The following is a 17,286-nucleotide window of genomic DNA, read 5'->3' as shown; positions in this document are numbered from 1 at the left end:
CCGACGTTCCGTGCGGAGGATCCACCGATGTCCGATCAGACGCATCCCGATCAGACGCATCCCGATTCGGCGACTCCCGATCCGAGGACCCTCGATCCGGCGACTCCCGATCCGATGACGGTGCTGGTGACCGGTGCCAGTGGTTTCGTGGGAGCCGAGGTGACCGCCCGGCTCACCGCCGCCGGCCACACCGTGCTGGCCGTGCTGCACCGCAACGGCGACCTCGTCCGCAACAACGGCAGGAAGCTCACCGCCGGTCCGGGCACCCTGACCCGGATCACCGGCGACATCACCCGCCCCGGCCTCGGGCTGAGCGGCGCGGACCGCCGCCTCGCCGCGGGCGCCGACCGGATCGTGCACTGCGCCGCCGTCACCGACTTCGGACTGCCGCCGGGCCGCTACGAGCGACTCAACGTCGAGGGCACCCGGCACGTCCTGGGCGCCGCCCTGGCCTGCCGCACCCCCCTGGTGCACGTCAGCACCGCCTATGTGTGCGGGGAACGTGAGGGCACCGCGTACGAGGACGAACTCGACCTCGGCCAACGCCCGGGCAACGACTACGAGAAGAGCAAGCTGGCCGCCGAGACCCTGGTCCGCAAGGCCGCGGCGGACGGCCTGCCGGTGACCGTGGTGCGCCCGAGCATCGTCACCGGCGCCACCCGCACCGGCCGCGTCCGCGACCTCAAGACGATCTATCCCGTGCTCCGGGTCCTGACCAGGGGGCTGGTCCGCACGGTGCCCGGCCACCAGGACGCCGTCCTCGACCTGGTCCCGGTCGACCGGGTCGCCGACCTGGTGACCGAGGCCGCCGTCCGGTTCCAGGACGCCGAGGGCCGTACCCTGCACGCCGTCGGCCACCGGCTGACCCTGCGGGACATGTCCGACGTCCTCGCCGAGTACCCGTCCTTCCACGTGCCGCGGTTCATCCCGCCGTCCGCGTTCTCCGCCAGGGCCCTGCCCGGCCGCGAACGCCCGTACTACGACCGCGTCGTCTCCTTGTACGCGCCCTACTTCCGGCGCCGCGTCCGCTTCGACGCCACCCGCGCCGAGGCCTTCGGCCACCGTCCGCCCACGACGGGCGCGCACTCCTACTTGCGCCGCCTCCTCGACCACTGCCTCGCGACCGGCTATCTCGGCCCGCCCCCGCGCAAGGAGCAGGCCGCCGCCCGACCCGACGGGAGCACCCACCGATGACCCCCGCCCACCTCGCCGAGCCCTCGTACGGCATACCCGTCTCACCGCTGCTGACCTGCCATCCCGCCAAGCAACGGCTGTACGGCGCCGACACCTACTACCAGGAGAGCCACGACCAGCTCGCCGCGCTCACCGGCGACATCACCGGCTTCGCCCACCGGCACGCCGCGCTGCTGCTCAAGCCCGACGCCGTCGTGGCCCGCAGACTGCACACGGCCGTGGACTGGCTGTCCGGGCAGGGCTTCAGGATCGTCGGCGCGGCAGTCACCCGGCTGACCCGCACCATGATCCGCTCCCTGTGGTACTTCCAGTGGAACCTCGCCACTCCCTACCGCAGGCGGCTGGCCGCACTCTTCCTGGAGGACGCCGACGCCCTCGTCCTGCTCGTCCGCCCCGAGTACGACCTGGACGTGCCCGCCTCGGTCGAACTCACCCGGCTGAAGGGACCCACGGACCCGGACGCCCGTCGGCCCGGCCAGCTCCGTCATCTCCTGGGCCGCTACAGCTACTTGCTGAACCTGGTGCACACCCCCGACGAACCCGCCGACGTCCTGCGCGAGTTGGCCGTCCACTTCGACGACACCGACCGCGACCGTCTCTTCCGCTCCGCCCTCGCCGACGAGGACCGCACCGCGCACGCGCTGGAACTGGCCGGCCGGCTCCACGCCGCGACCGAACCCCGGGACCTCGACTTCGACCCCGCACTCGCGCGGCTGCGCGACACCGTGTCCCGGCACCGGGGCGCCGACCCCTTCGCCACCCCGCGCACGCTGCTGGAGACCGCCTGGCGAGGGGGGATCGACCTCGACCCGTGGGACGCCGTCATCGTCGGCTCGAAGGTCCTCCCCATGCGGCAGCCGGGCCGCGCGCCCGTGCTGGACGGCGCCGACACCGACACCTGGCGCCGCCACCTGGAGATCGTCCACGCCACCGCGAACTGAGGGAGAGAGCCGTGCAGTTCACCCGGACACTTCCCAAGGAACTGGTGCACCGCTCCGCGGTCGCGGAGGTCTTCCTGACCGACGCCGAGCGCCACGGAGACGACGAGATGCTGCTGGCCGCGCGGTTCCCCCGCCGTCACGCCTTCTACGACGACACCCTCGGGCCCCGGACCCACCTCGACCCCTTCCTCCTCCTCGAGGCCTGCCGGCAGGGGATCTTCGTGGTCGCCCACCGCCACCTCGGCGTCCGGCTGGGGCACAAGTTCCTGCTCCGGGCGGTCGAGTTCGAGGTTCCGGACCCGGCCGCCCTCACCCGGGGAGGGGGACCCACCGAGGCGGTCATCACCACCCGGATCGACAAGCGGTTCCGTACCGGGGCCGCGATCCGTGGCCTGCGGCTCCGCTTCACCCTCGCCATCGGCGGCCGCGAGGCCCTGCTGGCCCGCATCGACTACTCCTGGATGCCGCCCGGGGACTGGGCGAGTCTGCGGGCCGGACAGCGCGGCGCGCTCGGCCTGCCCGCCGTGCCCGTCGCACTGCGCGGACCACACGTCGACCCCGCGCTCGTCGGCCGGCGCAGCCCGGCCAACACGGTCATCTCCCCGCCGCGCACCGCGGACGACGGCAGCCACACGGCACACCTGGTGGCCGAGACCTCGCATCCCACTCTCTACGACCACTGGGTGGACCACGTGCCCGGCATGCTGGAGCTGGAGGCCTTCCGCCAACTCGCCCTGCGCGCCGCCGTGTCCGCGGGGACCGTGCGCACGTCCAGTCCGCTGCCGGTCGCCCTGGCCGCGCGGTTCCGCAGTTTCGCCGAGATGGATCTGCCGCTGGAGTGCCGGGCCGCTCCGGCCCTGCCGGGTGCCGACATCGAGTGCACCCTGAGCCGGCCCGGCGCCCTGGCCGCCGAGGGCCGGATCAGGCTCGCCGACGCGGATGGGGGACCGGCGCGGGCCCTGGCGGCGCCGACCGCGCACAGGGCCGCATGAGCCCCCGCCCACACTCTCCCGAGCCGCACCCGTCCACGGCGCGCCCACTCCGAGCCACATTCGTCCGAGCCGCATCCGTCCGAGACACACCGGCCCGAGACACACCGGCGCGAGCCGCACCCGCCCGGAGGGACGCAGTGACCGCCACCGTCGCCGCCCCACAAGTGCCCGCCCGGCTGGGGCGTTTCGTGCTCCGCAGGTTCCGGCCGCAGCTCTACGTCACCTACGGACTGCTGTGGGTCTTCGCGCTGGAGGGCTCGGCGGTGGCCGCGACCGGCACCGCCTGGCGTCCCTCCGGCGCCACCTGGATCCGGGTCGCCAGCGTCGTACTGGCCCTGCTGTTCCTGCGGATGCTGGACGAACAGAAGGACCTCGCCCACGACCGGGTCCACCACCCGGACCGGCCCCTTGTCACCGGCGCGATCACCGCGGCCGAACTGCGCGGCGCGATGGCGGCGATCACGGCGGTGGTGACCGGACTGAACGCGGCCCTCTCGGCGACCGACGTCCTGCTGATCCTCGCGGCTCTCGGGTACGGGCTGTTCCTCGCCCCGCTGGAACGGCTGTGCCCCGCGGTGCGCGACCGCCCGTTGCTCGGCCTGGCGGTCGCCTACCCGGTCCAACTGCTGCTCGGCGGCTATGTCTACGGCTCGCTCGTCACCGCGGGCACCGTCACCGCCGACCGGCGCGGCGCCGTGCTGCTCGCCCTGTGCGCCGGTGTCTTCCTGCACTTCGAGTTCGCCCGCAAGACGGCGTGGGAGGCGGTGCCGGGGGCCGGGCTGTACTCGGCCGGCCTCGGTCCGCGGCGCGCCGCCGCGGTGACCGCGGGCTTCGCGGCCGGCGCAGTCGCCTGCGAGGTCCTGCTGTTCGCACCGCGGGGCCCGCTCGCGCTGCTGCCCTGCCTCGCGGTCGTCCTTCCCGTCCACGGCGCCCGGCGGTTCCTGGCCGCGGGGCGCGGCGGGTGGCCGATGCCTGCCGCGGCCGCTTTCGTCGCGGTCACCCACCTGGCGCTGACCGTCCTGGCGGTGCTGCGACCATGACCGGCGAACTGCCTTTGTCCTGCGAGGAGTTGCTGACCACCACGCGGTCCGTCCGGCACGGTCTCGACCTGGACCGGGCCGTGGACCCGGCTCTGGTCGAGGACTGTCTGCGGATCGCCCTGCAGGCGCCGAACGGCAACAACCGGCAGAACTGGCGCTGGATCGTGCTCACCGACCCGCGTGTCCGCGCCGACGTGGCCGAGGTGTACCGGGCCGCGTTCTACGAGCGCAACGCCGCCTGTCTCGGCCGGCTCGCGGAACTGCCCGGCGCCTCGCGCTCCGTGCTCACCGCGGCCCGCGCCCTGGCGGACCGGCTGCACCGGGTGCCCGTCCTGGTCATCCCCTGCCTCGAACTGGCCGGCGGGCGGCTGCCCGCGGGCAACCAGGCCGGTCTGTGGGGGTCGTTGCTGCCGGCCGCCTGGAGCTACGCGCTCGCCGCGCGCAGCCGCGGTCTCGTCACCGCCTGGACGGCGGTCCACCTGGACCGCGAGCGGGAGGTCGCCGACCTGCTGGGCCTGCCGCCGACGGTCCGCCAGGGCGCGCTGCTGCCGACCGCCCACCCGCTGCGCGGCACTTTTCGTCCGGGCCCACGGCTGCCCCTGGACCAGGTCCTGCACCACAACCGCTGGCAGGGCACCCGGCCGGACCGGCCCCGGGGCGAGGGGGCCGTCTGACGAGGCCGGAGGGTGTTCCCCGGACGTGAGGCCGCCGGCCTTTGCCGGTCAGCCGACCGTCGGGCTGGGGGTCGGGGTGTCCGTGTGCACGTTCAGGTCCGGGCGCGGGGTGAGGACCACCGTGGGGGCGCCCGGCTGCGGCGGGGGCGGGGTGAGCTGGTCCTTGGGGAGCGTGGGCGGGGCGCTCTGCGCGGCGTTGACCTGGTTGAAGTCGATGGTGCCCGTCTTCTCCATCATGGTGATGTGGTCGAGGACCGTGTCGTTGGCGAGGTCCGCGAGCTCGCGCACGAGGGAGTTGTCGGTGGTGGCGCGCACCTTGGCGATCACGGAGAAGATGGAGCCGTGCGTGATGCGCAGGATGTTGGCGGCGGTCGTGTCGAACGCCTTGCCGTTCTGGGCCACGGAGGTGGCGATGAACTGCTGCTGCTGCGGGGACGCCTGGTTGGGCAGCGTGATGTTCAGCTGGGCGGCGACCTTGCGGTCCAGCTCGTCCAGCCGGGCGTGCCCCACTATCAGGTGCTTGCCGGCCTCCCGCATCGCCGGTGTCGAGCCCTTCTTCAGCGCGATCTCGCCCAGGGGGTACTCCCACAGCCCGGCCGCGCGGACCTTGACGACGAAGTCGCGGTCGCCCTCGGTGAGCGGACCCCACTGGGTGTCGGCGATGACACGGGTCTGGGCGCTGGACGCGGTCTGGTAGCCGAGCATGGTCGGGTATACCAGCGCGGCGAGAGTCAGGGTCACCGCGCCGCCCACGAAGACCGTTCCTGCCAAGTTGCGTGAGACGGGCATGATGCCTCCTGACGAATTGATCAGATTTCACAGGGGGTACGGATGCCGCGGCCCCGGTGATCATTTTGCTGGGTAAAATCTGACGTCCCCCCTGTGTTCTGCGTCACAGTCGAAGCACAGGTTCCCGGCGGGGCGCCGCCGGTGCGCCGGGCCGTGGGCCGGCCGGGCGAAGCGGGCGGGTCGCCCTCGGCGCACTTCATCGGCAGGAGCGTACGGCCGGGCCGCGGGCGATGCGGCGACGTTCGCGAAATTGTCTCCATCAATCGATTGATCGACGTGTTCCCGCGGCATATCCTCCCCGCCATGTCCGACTCGCCACCCGCCGCACCGGCCCCCGCCCCACCGCCCGCCGATGCCAGCCGCGAACGCATCATCGCGGCCGCCACCTCCCTGTTCGCCGACCACGGCTACGACGGCACGAGCACCCGCCGGATCGCCGCCGAGGCAGGGCTGAACATGGCCACCGTCGCCTACCACGTCGGCGGCAAGCCGGACCTCTACCGGGAGGTCATGCTCCGCGCCCACCTCGCCGAGCAGCGCGTGCTCACGGACGCGCTGGCCGCGTTCCGGGAACTCGCGCCCACCGATCCGGTCGCGGCCGTCACCGGCCTGGTCGACCGGTACCTCGACTTCTGTCTCGACCAGCCGCACATCCCGGCCCTGTGGATGCGCCGCTGGCTCTCGGACGCCGCCGAGTTCGCCGACCTGGAGGCCGCCTACGCGCGGCCGCTCGTCGAGGCGGTCCGCGACACCGTGCGCGAGGCCGTCCCGGCCGGGCCGCCCGCCGGGTCCGGCGCGCCCGCCGACGTCGAGATGACCGTCTGGACGGTTCTGTGGAGCACCCACGGCTTCTGCCGCTCGGGCATCCGCGCCGACGTACCCCGCTTCCGCGCCCACCTGCGCGCCCTCGTCCTGCGTGATCTGGGGCTCGACGCCCGGGAACAGCGCGACCAGGAGCGCGGATGACGACAGCCCTCGTCCCCCCGGCCGCCGTCGGGGAGATCACCCGGCGCCGCCTGTTCGTCTACGGCCTCGGCTCCGTGGGCACCGGTGTCTTCTCCACCGTCCCCGGCCTGCTGCTGCTCTACTTCATGACCGACGCGCTCGGCGTTCCCGCCGGCATCGCCGGACTCGTGGTCGCCCTGCCGAAGGCCTGGGACGCCGTGTTCAACCCCGTGGTCGGGGCCGCGAGCGACCGTGAGGCCGTCCGCACCGGCCGCCGGACCAGGCTGCTCGTCGCCGGCGGACTAGCGCTGCCCGCCGCGTTCGCGGCGATGTTCCTGTCCCCGATGACCGGCACGGGCGCCGCGGTGTGGGTGACGGTCACCTTCGTCCTGGCCGCGAGCGCCTTCTCGTTGTTCCAGGTGCCCTACGTGGCCCTGCCCGCCGAGATGTCGTCCGTGCCGTCCGTCCGCACCCGGATCATGGTCTGGCGGATCGTCTTCCTGACCCTGGGCATCCTCGTCGCGGGCGGCGCGGCCCCCCTCGTCGTCGACGCCGCGGGCGGAGGCCGCAAGGGGTACGGAACGATGGGGCTGACCGTCGGCCTCGTCATCGCGGCGGTCCTGCTGATCCCCGCGTTCGGCACCCGCTGGGTGCGCTCACGGCCCGGACCCGAACCCCTCGGACTGGTCGCGGCCTTCCGTACCGCACGCGGCAACCGCGCCTTCTTCGCGCTGCTGCTCTCCTTCGTGCTGCAGGCCGCCGCCGTCGCGATCATGCTCGCCGCCGCACCCTACGTCGCCACCTACCGCCTCGGCGGCTACGGCCTGACCTCGATGCTCTTCGTCTGTCTGGTCGCTCCCAGCGCCGTCGCCGTCCCGCTCTGGGCCAAGGCCGCCGGACGCTGGGGACGGCTGCGCTGCCTCACGGTCGCCACCTGCGGCTACGCCGTCGGCGCGGCGGGCCTGTTCCCGGCCGCGGGCAGCGGCAGCGGCACCACCGCGGTCGCCGCGACGCTCGCGCTCTGCGGGCTGCTCGGCGTCTGCTACGCGGCGCTGCAGGTCCTGCCGCTCGCCCTGCTGCCCGACACGGTGCACGCGGACACCGCCAGGACCGGACAGGTCCAGTCCGGCGCGTTCACCGGACTGTGGACGGCCGGGGAGACCGTCGGCCTCGCGGTCGGACCCGGCGTGTACTCCATCGCCCTGGCCGCCACCGGCTTCGTCTCCTCGACCCTGGACCACCCGGTCGCCCAGACCGCCACCGCGCGCACCGGCATCCTCCTGGGCTTCAGCCTCGTACCCGCCCTGCTCATGCTGCTCTCCCTGCCCGCCCTGCGCGCCTACGGCCGCCGCCGCGCCGTGCGAGAAACGGAAACCACCTGATGACGACGCCCCAGCAGACCGCCGCCGACGCCCCGGCCGCCCACCCGGGCCTGCCCGAGACCGGCCGCTCCGGCGCCGACCTCCTCGCCGAACTCGCCGTCCTCACCGCCGCCGACCTCCCCACCCGGGGCGGCAACACCACCGCGTACGTCTACGACAGCGGCCGCCCCGAAGTGCGCGAGGCCGCCGAACAGGCGTACCTGACGATGATGGAGGTCAACGGCCTGGACCCGACCGCGTTCCCCAGCATCGTCACGCTGGAACGCCAGGTCGTCGGCGCGACCGCGGCCCGCCTCGGCGGCGACGACACCACCCCGGGCATCTTCACCAGCGGCGGAACCGAGTCGATCATCCTCGCGGTGAAGGCCGCCCGGGACGCCCGCCCGGACGTCCTCGCCCCCGAGATCGTCGTTCCCGTCACCGCCCACGCCGCCTTCCACAAGGCCGGCAGCTACCTCAGGGTCACCGTGCGCAGCGCACCGGTCGATCCCACGACCTACCGGGCCGACCCGGCCGCGATGGCCGAACTCTGCAACGAGAACACGGTCCTCGTCGTCGCGTCCGCCCCCTCCTACGCCCACGGCGTCATCGACCCCGTCGCTGAGATAGCCGCCGACGCCGCCGCACGCGGCATCCCCTGCCACGTCGATGCGTGCGTCGGAGGCTGGCTGCTGCCCTGGCTCGCCGAGGCCGGCGCGCCCGTCCCGGCCTTCGACCTCTCCGTCCCCGGCGTCACCTCCCTCTCCTGCGACCTGCACAAGTTCGGCTACGCCCCCAAGGGCGCCTCCGTGCTGCTGTTCCGCGACGAGGCGCTGCGCCTGGACGCGTACTACGCCTGTGCCGGCTGGCCCGGCTACACCGTCGTCAACTCCACGATCCAGAGCAGCAAGGGAGCCGGACCCCTCGCCGGGGCGTGGGCCACGCTGCAGGCTCTCGGCGCCGACGGCTACCGCGAACTGGGCCGCGCCGCCCTGGCCGCGACCCGGGCACTGATCAGCGGCGTCGAGGAGATCGACGGCCTCACCGTCCTCGGCACCCCCGAGGCCACCCTGGTCGCCATCGGCACCGACCCGGCGGCCGAGACCCCGCTCGACCTGTTCGCCCTCGCCGACGAGACCCGTGCCCGCGGCTTCTTCCTCCAGCCGCAGCTCAGCCTGGACGGCCTTCCGGCCAACCTGCACCTGACCCTCACCGGGGTCAGCGAGCGGGGCGTCGGCGAACTGCTCGCCGTCCTGCGCGAGTGCGTCGACGTCGTCCGTCCGCTCGGACCCCCGACGCCCCCCGCGGACATCGTCGACCTGCTCCGGCACGTCGATCTGACCGAACTCGACAACGCGTCCTTCGCGGCACTGCTCCCGGCCGCGGGCGTCGACCTGAGCGGCGACAACGCGGCCCGGATGGCCCCGGTCAACCGCCTTCTGGACGCCCTCCCGGCAGCGACCCGCGAGGTCATCGTCACCCGCTTCCTGTCCGCGCTCTACAGTCCGTATCTCGGAGGCTGAGGACAACACCGTTCCTGTGGGCTGAGCGAGCATGGGTCCTGTTGCCAGGACTCATGCTCGGCCGAACGCCCCGGACGGTGTTGGGCGTTCTGGTTGCCCGCGTTCGCTGCGCGTCCGGGCGCCACGGATCGTGTCCGTGGTCCGGGGATGCGGGGGCGGGGGCCCTCACACCCCGGGGTTTCCGGTCTGGCCTGGACGGTAGAGCAGTTGCATCCCCGGCTTTGTCTGGGGGCGGCCCGGGTATAACCCGGGACCTAGCCAACGGTCGGGCTTCATGGATGGCTAGGGAGAGACCTGCCAGCGTCGGCCGCCCCGAGCATGGCGTCGCCGCGGGAGCAGCCGTACGTTTTCCAACTGTGGTGGTGGTCCGTCGGGCCTGGTGCCAGCCCATTCACCTGCGTTCATGCCCGTCCGGATCCTCAGCGTGAGTCGACGGCTGAACCCTCGTGAACGGTGGCGATCGTCGCTGAATGAGACGGAAACTGAGTCAGACAGGCGCCGCCTGAGCGGGCCGTTCGAATCACTGGCCGCAGGCACATCCCGCCGCAACTGCTGGGGCCTCCTCCTCGGTGGCCTGGCTGGTGCAGCAACCGTCGCCGGAGGCGCTGGGATCGGCACTTTTGCCGAGCGTATCGGCGTCGGCCTTGACCACGTACACCTCCCACGGCTCCTTCCCGGGCCGTGGACCCACACCTTGTCCTGAAGGGCGTAGCAGCAGGATGGGGTTCAACTCCCGGTACGCGGCCCTGCTCGCCTGCCTGGACCGCGCGTTCAACGGCAAGCCCGCGTCATGGCCCTGGCTGTGCCCACCAAGCTGGAGCTGCGCGACCGGGCCGAACAGTTCCACCACAACCCTCACCTCGATCCGGCGCTGGCGGCGCTCGGCATCTTCGCCGGCCCCACCTTCGAGTTCGGCCGGCCCCAGTTCGACGTCGCCGCGCAAGCGGTTGATGCCGACATCGCCCTGGCCGGCTTCGAAACCGGCGAGCCCGTTGATCTGTCCGCCCTCACCCCTGCCACCGGCGAGACGTTCGCCTGAGCGGACGTAGCCGGCATGTTCTCGGCCTGAAATCACCTGAGCTCACCTGAGCTGCCTCGGCCGGCCGAGTGTGATCGCCCTGGCGGCTGTCACCCGCTCCTCGGTCTCACCGCCGCCCGGCTCGGCTCGCGCGCCGCGCCGGCGGGTGTATGACGCTGTCCCTGCCGCCGCACAGGCCTGACACCTACGCCGCCAGGCCTGTGCATGGTCAGAGGTCGGTGCGGCAGTACATCGTCACCAGCAGTACCGGGACCAGCAGTACCGGGTCCTTGGACAGGGTCCGTGAAGGCTACGAGGAGGTCTCCAGCTCGTGGTGGTCGGTGCGTGCCGGTCACAGACCGCGCAGGAAGGAGAGCGAGGGCATGAAGAAGTACTCGCCGCCCTTCATGGTCACGGCCTGCACCATTGCAGGGACTTCCTGGCCCTCCGCCCTGCCCCACACCCGCGGCCAGGTCGCCGGGGGGCGATCGCCTTGCCCGATGACCTGGTCGAGACCGGGGGCCGACTCACCTTCACCGGGCTCTGGGAAGCCAGGGTTGTTGGCCCAGGTGTGCTGCGTGAACTCGAACTGTTTGTTCAGATCGGAGTTGAATGCCATGAACAGCAGGCCGACGCCGGTCTCGGGAAGGTCGCCCTCGGACCGCTCGCCATAGGTCTGCCCGCGCCGCGCCATCAGGTGGCGGCGTTCGGCTTCCGGTGGCTGCCCGAAGCCGCCGGAGCCGCGCGGGTTGGTCTTGCGGATGTGTGCCTGGTACGGACACTTGTCGGCGGCGCCGTCGCTCGCGTAGTTGAAGTTGTTCATCACCGGGCTGTGTGTTCCGGGCGTGGCCTGCAGCGTGAGCGGAGTGCCGTCCTTGAAGCGGCCGACGAGCATGGCACCGGCTCGCTCTCGGTCGTTGTTCTCAAGCTTCAACGCATCGGCGAGGGCTTCCTCCGCCTGCCTGAACGCCAGGACGTTCTGCTCCAGCTTGCGCAGCACGAAGTAGCTGCCGAAGTCCGTCGCGGGGTCGGGTGCGGCCGGATCCGCGACCAGTACGCGTTCCAGTGGCTGGGTCGGGTCCCATACGGAGACTCCGTCGGTCCGGCGGAGCTCTTCCTCCAGGTCCTCGGTAAGGAACAGCGGCTGGCTGCGGCCGTCGACATAGCCGAAGTGCTCGATCCCATCACCGTTCGCATTGTGCATGCCGTGGCCCGTCTCCCTGCCGAGCACACGGATCGAGCCCGTCAGCAGACCCTCAATCTCCTGGTGCTTGCTGTCCACCGGGCCGGCTTCGGCGCCGCCGACCAGAACGACGGCGTGGATCGTCTCCTGAAAGCCGGCTTCCCACTGCGCGACCTCCGGGTCTCCCAGCTTTTCCCGGGCCCCGTCGTCCCGCATCCCCCTCCTGAACGCCTCATCGGAGGGAGCCCGGTCCGCCAGTTCCAGCTGTTCGTAGCCTGCGAATGTCAGTCCCACACCGACGTAGGGCACGTCCGACACGTCCATCGGCCCGTTCTCCTTGAAGGCCTTCACTTCCTGAAGTTGCGTCTTGGCCGACTTCACCAGCGGGGCCAGCCCGGTCAGGAACGCCCGCGCCTCCGCAATGGCTTCCGCGCCCTGGCCGAACTGCAGCAGCAGGATGTGAAGGTGTTCGCGTACGTGGCCCTTCAGAATATTGGCCTGCAGATTCTGCAGCATCGTGTCGGCGTCACCGGTGGCGTTCTTCCACGACAGGGGATTGTTGAGATCGACGGGCATGCGGGCCCCTTTCATCGAGCCTGGAACGTGACGTCTTCCGGGCTGGCCTACAGGGTGGCCGGTGCCGGAAAAGAAGCCCGCACCGTGGATGGGTCCGTCTGACCTGGATCAGTCGGAGGCAGCAGAAGGCTGTCGTGGGCGGTGCAGGACCTGATGTCCAGCCTGGTGGATCATTCAGTGATACGCGACTTGGCCATCACGTCCTCAGTTGCTCCCGACTGCCGACTTGCGTTCACCTGAGCACGAGGTTGCCCGACAGCTTCGCGAGTGAAGGCGGGCTCCAGGAGCACCGTTCCTCTTCTGCGGTCACCTCCGCGGAGGCCTGTCGTGCCGGTTCGCACTCCGACGAGCCGCGGCCAAACAGGTGAATGTGACAGCAGTCGACACGGGAATCCCTACCGGGCCACAGGAATTCCTCCCCGAGCGCCGATTCGACGTATCGCAACCCGCGCCGACCGTACGGATGAACTCTGCCAGCGCGATCTCACACCTCCAGTGACGCACACCCGCCGTATTTCACAATGAATCAGAATCCCCCGTGAGCGAGAAGGAGACCACTGTGTCCACGGTTCTCAACTATCGAAGCAATATGATCGTCGAACTGATGCGGATGCCCGCCGAGGAACACGACGAGCTGTGGCTAAAAAACGCACTGCAGCAGGCGGTCCTGCTGGAGCTGGCGACGCTTCCCCCTTACTTGTGCGGTCTCTGGTCGATCGAAGATCCGGACCGTGACGGCGACGTCTCTGAAACGATCAAGGAAATCATCTTCGACGAGATGTCCCACATGGGCCTGGTCTGCAACATGCTCACCACCATCGGCGGCGCCCCCCGGATCGCCGACGCGGCACTGGTGCCGAAATATCCCGGCCCACTGCCCGGCGGCGTACAGCCTGAGCTGTCCGTTTCCCTCACCGGCCTGACCAGGGAGGCGGTCAACATGTACTCCCAGATCGAGAGGCCCGACGACCCTGTCGTCGAGGACGCGGAAGTCCACACGTCCATCGGGGCCTTCTACACGCAAATCCTTGAAGCGTTCCGGAACCAGCCGCAGCTCATCAAGGGAACCAGGCAGGTCACCAGGGACATGTCGTTCCACGGCAAGGGGAACGATGTCGTCGCACTCACATCGCTGGATGACGTAGATGCTGCCATCACCATCATCAAGGAACAGGGGGAAGGGACTACCGCGTCGCCGGACAACCCCTTCCCGGGGCAGCCGGGGGAACTGGCCCACTTCTACTCCTTCCGGGAGATTTTCCACGGCCGAAAACTGGTCCTGGTGTCAAGCGACCCGCAGCGGTTCGACTTCCAAGGCGACGAGATTCCCATGCCACGGACCTCCCGCATGGGGACAGTCCCCAGCGGTGGCTGGGAGCAGGGAGGGGTTCCGATCTCCAGTGAGGTGCGTGGACTCCTTGACACCTTCAATCAGCACTACAGTGCGATGCTTCGGTCCCTCGAAAACGCCTGGCAGGCTGATCCGTCAAGTACGCCAACACCGGCACAATTGCTGAACCAAGCCGTCAAGGAGATGCGCAAACTGGAGAATCCGGCGCGGCAGCTGATGCAGATCCCACTGTCGGATGGCAGCGAGATGACCTTCGGTCCGGAATTCCGGTACGTCGAGGCCGGAGGGTGACCAGGGCCCCGGCGCTTGTCCGGATCATCTCGTCCTGGGGTGATTGATCTCGGCGGCGGGCCCCAGAAGCAGGTGAAAACGGCACCTGTGGATCATGTAGTTCTCTACGCTGCAAGATCCACGAAGGTGCCGTGTTCGTTCCTCCATCATCCCCTGTCGCTGTCCACGCGCCTCATGCGCCCTGCCTGGCTGTCCTCGGCGAGAGGGCAGCCAAGGACCAAGTCCGCGGCCTGGTTGCCGAGTTCGAGTCGGTCACCGATCCGAGAGGGGCTTGCGGAGTGCGGTACCGGCTCTCCTCGCTGCTGGCCCTGGTGGTCTGCGCGATGACACCCGCCGGCCACGACTCGATCACCGCGGCGGCGGAGTGGTGCCGGCGTGCGACGCTGGAGGAACTGGCCGCCTTCGGCCTGCCCTACCACCCGCTCCTTGGCCGCTACCGGGTGCCGAGCGAGAAGACCCTGCGCAGCGTCCTATGCAGGCTCGATTCCGGTGAAATCGGCGCGGCCAGCTACGCATACCTTCGGCCTCTGCTGTCCGCACAGCCCCACCGGCCAGAGCCGGTGATGCCCGACGGCGGCACCGAGCGCGAACAGCGCCGGGCCCACCGGGCAGCCGCCCGTGCCGAGCCCGTACGGCTGCGGCGGCGGGCGATCGCGGTGGACGGCAAGTGCCTGCGTGGCGCGAGACGCCCGGACGGCAGCCGGGTCTTCGTCCTGTCCGCCGTCCGTCACGGCGACGGTGTCACTCTCGCCTCCCGCGAGATCGGCGCGAAGACCAACGAAATCCCCGAGTTCGCACCACTCCTCGACCAGATCGACGACACGGATCTCGCGGGAGCGGTCGTTACCGCCGACGCCCTCCACGCCCAACGCGACCACGCCACCTACCTGCGCGAACGCGGTGCTCACTACCTGCTGACCATCAAGAACAACCAGCGCGGCCAGGCCCGTCAGCTCCACGCCCTGCCGAGGAAGCGAACGCAGCCGAGATCGCGTCCTGGGCTCGCGGCACTGGACCGTGGAAAACACCGTCCACTGGTGTCGAGATGTCACCTTCAACGAGGACAAGTCCCAAGTCAGGACCCACAACGCGCCCGCCGTACTCGCTGTCCTGCGCGACCTGATCCGCAGCGCGCTCAAGCTCGTCGGCTACGTCAACACCGCCGCCGGACGACGAGCTCACACCGAACGCCCCCGCGTCCTCGCCCTCTACCGCATCACATGATCAAACCGGACGATCCAGGCACTCGCCGGGGCCTGGGAGGGTGACAGAGAAGATCGGACCGGCACATAATATGCACCCCTTCGCGGCATCGTGACTGTCGCCGCAGTACGTCGCCGGCTCCTTTCCTGACCCGCCGACCGGTTCCTGGGAGGCCCGGTTCAGTGGCACAGAGCCGTTTCCACGACACCCCCAGGCGCTTCTGGGTCCCGGGTTCAGCCCTCGTGAGCCTGCCGTGCCGCACAGCTTCACCGTTGTACCGATCACACACCCGACGTTCAGGAGGCACTCGGAACATTGCGTCATCCGTCCTCCCGCACCGGCGCACCCGGCCTGGTCCGCGGGCCCGACCTGCGGTGGAGGGAGGGGTGAAGCTTCCGCCTCAAGCCAGGCCGACACCCGTGCTCGCGCAGCTCACGGATTCGTTCAGCCGGGCCCGGGCGACGAGCTCCTCGCAGGCGTCGAGCTAGGCGATGTGGACGGCGGCCGTCAGCGCCTCGCGGGTAGCGAAGCGCCGGTAGACCGTGCGCCGGTCGACCACCCCGGCTGTCGCGATCGCCGCGATGCTCGTGCCGGGGCGAGCGGCGACAACGGGCCGATCTTGGCCCCGCTTCGGTGGGCCAGAGGCGGCGAAGGCGAAGATCAGGTGTCGGGCCGTACAGAAGATTTCAGTGGGCGTGGCTGTGACCTGGGCCCTGAAATCTTCTGTACGGCGCCTCGGGGCGGTGCGAGCGCACCGATCACTTCGTACCTGGTGGTCGTGACGTCTGCGGTCTCTTCTGCGGTGGGGCTGGTCGGTGGGGACCGGGATCACTGCCGGGATTCCGCGGCGTCGCGGATGGCGCGGGATGAATAGGCCTTGTCGGTCAGGACCGCATCCGGCCTGGGCCGGGGTCTTTCGATGGGTCGTGGCATCCGGACCTTGGCCATGACGTGTTCGAAGGCGGGTGCGTCGTCGGCCTGCCCGGGTGTGAGGACGAAGCACAGTGAGCGGCAGCGGCCGTCGGCGGCCAGGTGGATCTTGGTCGTCAGACCGCCGCGGGACCGGCCGAGGGCATGGTCGCCGGGCTCGTCGGCCGGGGCCCCTTTTTGCGACGTGTCCTGGCTGATGGCCGCGCTGTCAGGCATTACGCGTAACCGGTCGACATACCCGCCATGCCCGGGGCAAACTTCACAGCCCGCCTCCGGGCCGCTGTGTGTCCGGCTGGTCCCGCCGGCACGCGCAGAGCTCGCTCAGGCCGCTCCGTCATCCCACCGGAACTCCGGACGGATCCCTCGCTTGATCAGGTCCCGCCCGAGGGTCTGAAGCTGGAACATGGCCGCCACGTTCGGCGGTGCGCCAGACGTCCAGCACGTCTCCAGGTCGACCAGCAGCTTCGACAGGGCGCGGTTGAACTCGGTCGAGGGGTTCGGCCGGGCCTGTGAGGACGCGAAGTCGTACACCTCCGGCAGGGTGACGGGAGCTCCGCTGAAACTCCACTTGCCGCCGGTTTTGACCAGCCGCTTCTGGACGTAGAGCTCCTTGAACAGGTAGTAGTGCGCGTGTCCGCTACCCCCTTCCTCCGGCGGCTGATCGGGGGAGCCCTGCGTCCCCTCCCCCTCGCGCTTGATCCGGTCGATCGTGTCGACCGCGTCGGCGACCGTTCTGATCGGCTTTGCGAAAGGCACCTCCACCGCGTGGGCCTTCAGGTCGATCGCCGGCTCGAGCTTCTGGAACGTCTGGATGATCGTGTCGTAGAAGGCGCCGATCGTGGCAGGTGGCCGCCCGCGCAGGAGGGCGATCGGGGGGAACTCCGGGTACTCGATCTGCATGAACACCGCGAGCTGGTGCTTGACCAGCGGCTTCAGATCAACCGGAAGCTGCTGCGGAATGCCGCCGGGCAGCTCGTCGGCCGGATAGGTCGGCAGGAAGTCCGGGTGCGCGATCGACGGCTGGCCGCCGATCGCGGCCAGCAGGTTTCCGGCCAGTGCGAAGTGGTTCATCTCCTGGCTGACGATTCTGTGCAGCGCACCCTCAGTGCGGTCCGGGTCGTCCTTGACCGACCACTGCGCACACAGATACGGCGGGATAGTGGCGAATTCCAGCCGCATCGCGAGCTGCAAGGCGCCTTTGAGGTCGTCCAGCGGCAGAACCCCCGCCTCGACGTACTCCCTGATGGTCTTCATGCGCGGAGTGCCCGCGGTCAC

At 70.4% G+C, this 17,286-nt stretch carries 13 protein-coding genes and 3 pseudogenes; 11 read left to right on the top strand and 5 right to left on the bottom strand.

Going from position 1 to position 17,286, the window contains the following annotated elements:
* Positions 1-27: 27 nt before the first annotated feature.
* From ACH4S8_RS06510 to ACH4S8_RS06490, 5 genes are all read left to right on the top strand, one after another.
* A complete protein-coding gene (locus ACH4S8_RS06510; RefSeq protein WP_398391483.1) occupies positions 28-1,194 on the top strand; it encodes an SDR family oxidoreductase in 1,167 nt (388 codons plus the stop codon).
* Positions 1,191-2,135: a nucleoside-diphosphate kinase gene (locus ACH4S8_RS06505; RefSeq protein ID WP_398391481.1), complete on the top strand. Its 945-nt coding sequence runs from the start codon at positions 1,191-1,193 to the stop codon at positions 2,133-2,135. The genes ACH4S8_RS06510 and ACH4S8_RS06505 overlap by 4 nt, the downstream gene beginning before the upstream one ends.
* 11 nt (positions 2,136-2,146) lie before the next feature.
* Positions 2,147-3,127: a ScbA/BarX family gamma-butyrolactone biosynthesis protein gene (locus ACH4S8_RS06500; protein ID WP_398391479.1), complete on the top strand. Its 981-nt coding sequence runs from the start codon at positions 2,147-2,149 to the stop codon at positions 3,125-3,127.
* A 137-nt stretch (positions 3,128-3,264) separates the two neighbouring features.
* On the top strand, positions 3,265-4,167 hold the full coding sequence (locus tag ACH4S8_RS06495; protein WP_398391477.1) for a hypothetical protein: 903 nt from the start codon (positions 3,265-3,267) through the stop codon (positions 4,165-4,167).
* On the top strand, positions 4,164-4,841 hold the full coding sequence (locus ACH4S8_RS06490; RefSeq protein ID WP_398391476.1) for a nitroreductase family protein: 678 nt from the start codon (positions 4,164-4,166) through the stop codon (positions 4,839-4,841). The genes ACH4S8_RS06495 and ACH4S8_RS06490 overlap by 4 nt, the downstream gene beginning before the upstream one ends.
* 48 nt (positions 4,842-4,889) lie before the next feature.
* Here the strand turns inward: ACH4S8_RS06490 and ACH4S8_RS06485 are convergent, their stop codons facing one another.
* Positions 4,890-5,630 (bottom strand): DUF4142 domain-containing protein, encoded by a 741-nt coding sequence (locus tag ACH4S8_RS06485; protein WP_398391474.1) that lies wholly within the window; start codon positions 5,628-5,630, stop codon positions 4,890-4,892.
* Between the two features lie 303 nt (positions 5,631-5,933).
* Between ACH4S8_RS06485 and ACH4S8_RS06480 the strand changes: the two genes are divergently transcribed.
* From ACH4S8_RS06480 to ACH4S8_RS06470, 3 genes are read left to right on the top strand one after another with little or no spacing between them, the layout of a single operon-like run.
* Entirely contained in the window at positions 5,934-6,596 is a 663-nt protein-coding gene (locus tag ACH4S8_RS06480; protein ID WP_398391472.1) for a TetR/AcrR family transcriptional regulator, read from the top strand.
* Positions 6,593-7,957: an MFS transporter gene (locus tag ACH4S8_RS06475; protein WP_398391470.1), complete on the top strand. Its 1,365-nt coding sequence runs from the start codon at positions 6,593-6,595 to the stop codon at positions 7,955-7,957. Before ACH4S8_RS06480 ends, ACH4S8_RS06475 begins: the two co-directional genes overlap by 4 nt.
* Positions 7,957-9,459: a pyridoxal phosphate-dependent decarboxylase family protein gene (locus tag ACH4S8_RS06470; RefSeq protein WP_398391468.1), complete on the top strand. Its 1,503-nt coding sequence runs from the start codon at positions 7,957-7,959 to the stop codon at positions 9,457-9,459. The genes ACH4S8_RS06475 and ACH4S8_RS06470 overlap by 1 nt, the downstream gene beginning before the upstream one ends.
* Before the next feature lie 520 nt (positions 9,460-9,979).
* On the opposite strand, the pseudogene ACH4S8_RS06465 reads toward ACH4S8_RS06470, so the two are convergent.
* A pseudogene (locus ACH4S8_RS06465) lies at positions 9,980-10,179 on the bottom strand (glyoxalase/bleomycin resistance/dioxygenase family protein); the annotation flags it as partial.
* A 70-nt stretch (positions 10,180-10,249) separates the two neighbouring features.
* On the opposite strand from ACH4S8_RS06465, the gene ACH4S8_RS06460 reads away from it, so the two are divergent.
* Positions 10,250-10,498, top strand: a complete 249-nt coding sequence (locus tag ACH4S8_RS06460) for a hypothetical protein (protein ID WP_398391466.1) — start codon at positions 10,250-10,252, stop codon at positions 10,496-10,498.
* Positions 10,499-10,829: 331 nt separating this feature from the next.
* Here ACH4S8_RS06460 and ACH4S8_RS06455 read toward each other — a convergent pair whose 3' ends face one another.
* A complete protein-coding gene (locus ACH4S8_RS06455) occupies positions 10,830-12,236 on the bottom strand; it encodes a Dyp-type peroxidase (protein WP_398391464.1) in 1,407 nt (468 codons plus the stop codon).
* A 538-nt stretch (positions 12,237-12,774) separates the two neighbouring features.
* On the opposite strand from ACH4S8_RS06455, the gene ACH4S8_RS06450 reads away from it, so the two are divergent.
* Positions 12,775-13,878, top strand: coding sequence for a ferritin-like protein (locus ACH4S8_RS06450; protein WP_398391462.1), 1,104 nt, complete (start codon positions 12,775-12,777; stop codon positions 13,876-13,878).
* 131 nt (positions 13,879-14,009) lie between these two features.
* Positions 14,010-15,102 (top strand): annotated as a pseudogene (locus ACH4S8_RS06445) (ISAs1 family transposase).
* Positions 15,103-15,868: 766 nt separating this feature from the next.
* Here ACH4S8_RS06445 and ACH4S8_RS06440 read toward each other — a convergent pair.
* Both ACH4S8_RS06440 and ACH4S8_RS06435 read right to left on the bottom strand, forming a co-directional pair.
* A pseudogene (locus ACH4S8_RS06440) lies at positions 15,869-16,152 on the bottom strand (transposase); the annotation flags it as partial.
* 180 nt (positions 16,153-16,332) lie between these two features.
* Positions 16,333-17,286 carry a ferritin-like protein gene (locus tag ACH4S8_RS06435; RefSeq protein WP_398391460.1) on the bottom strand — a complete coding sequence of 318 codons (954 nt, stop codon included), beginning with the start codon at positions 17,284-17,286 and terminating at the stop codon, positions 16,333-16,335.

The sequence above is a fragment of the Streptomyces sp. NPDC021080 genome (genome assembly GCF_044333225.1).
Taxonomy (GTDB): domain Bacteria; phylum Actinomycetota; class Actinomycetes; order Streptomycetales; family Streptomycetaceae; genus Streptomyces.
The sequence above is the reverse complement of the archived record's forward strand: the minus strand, read 5'-3'. Positions and strand labels throughout refer to the sequence as shown.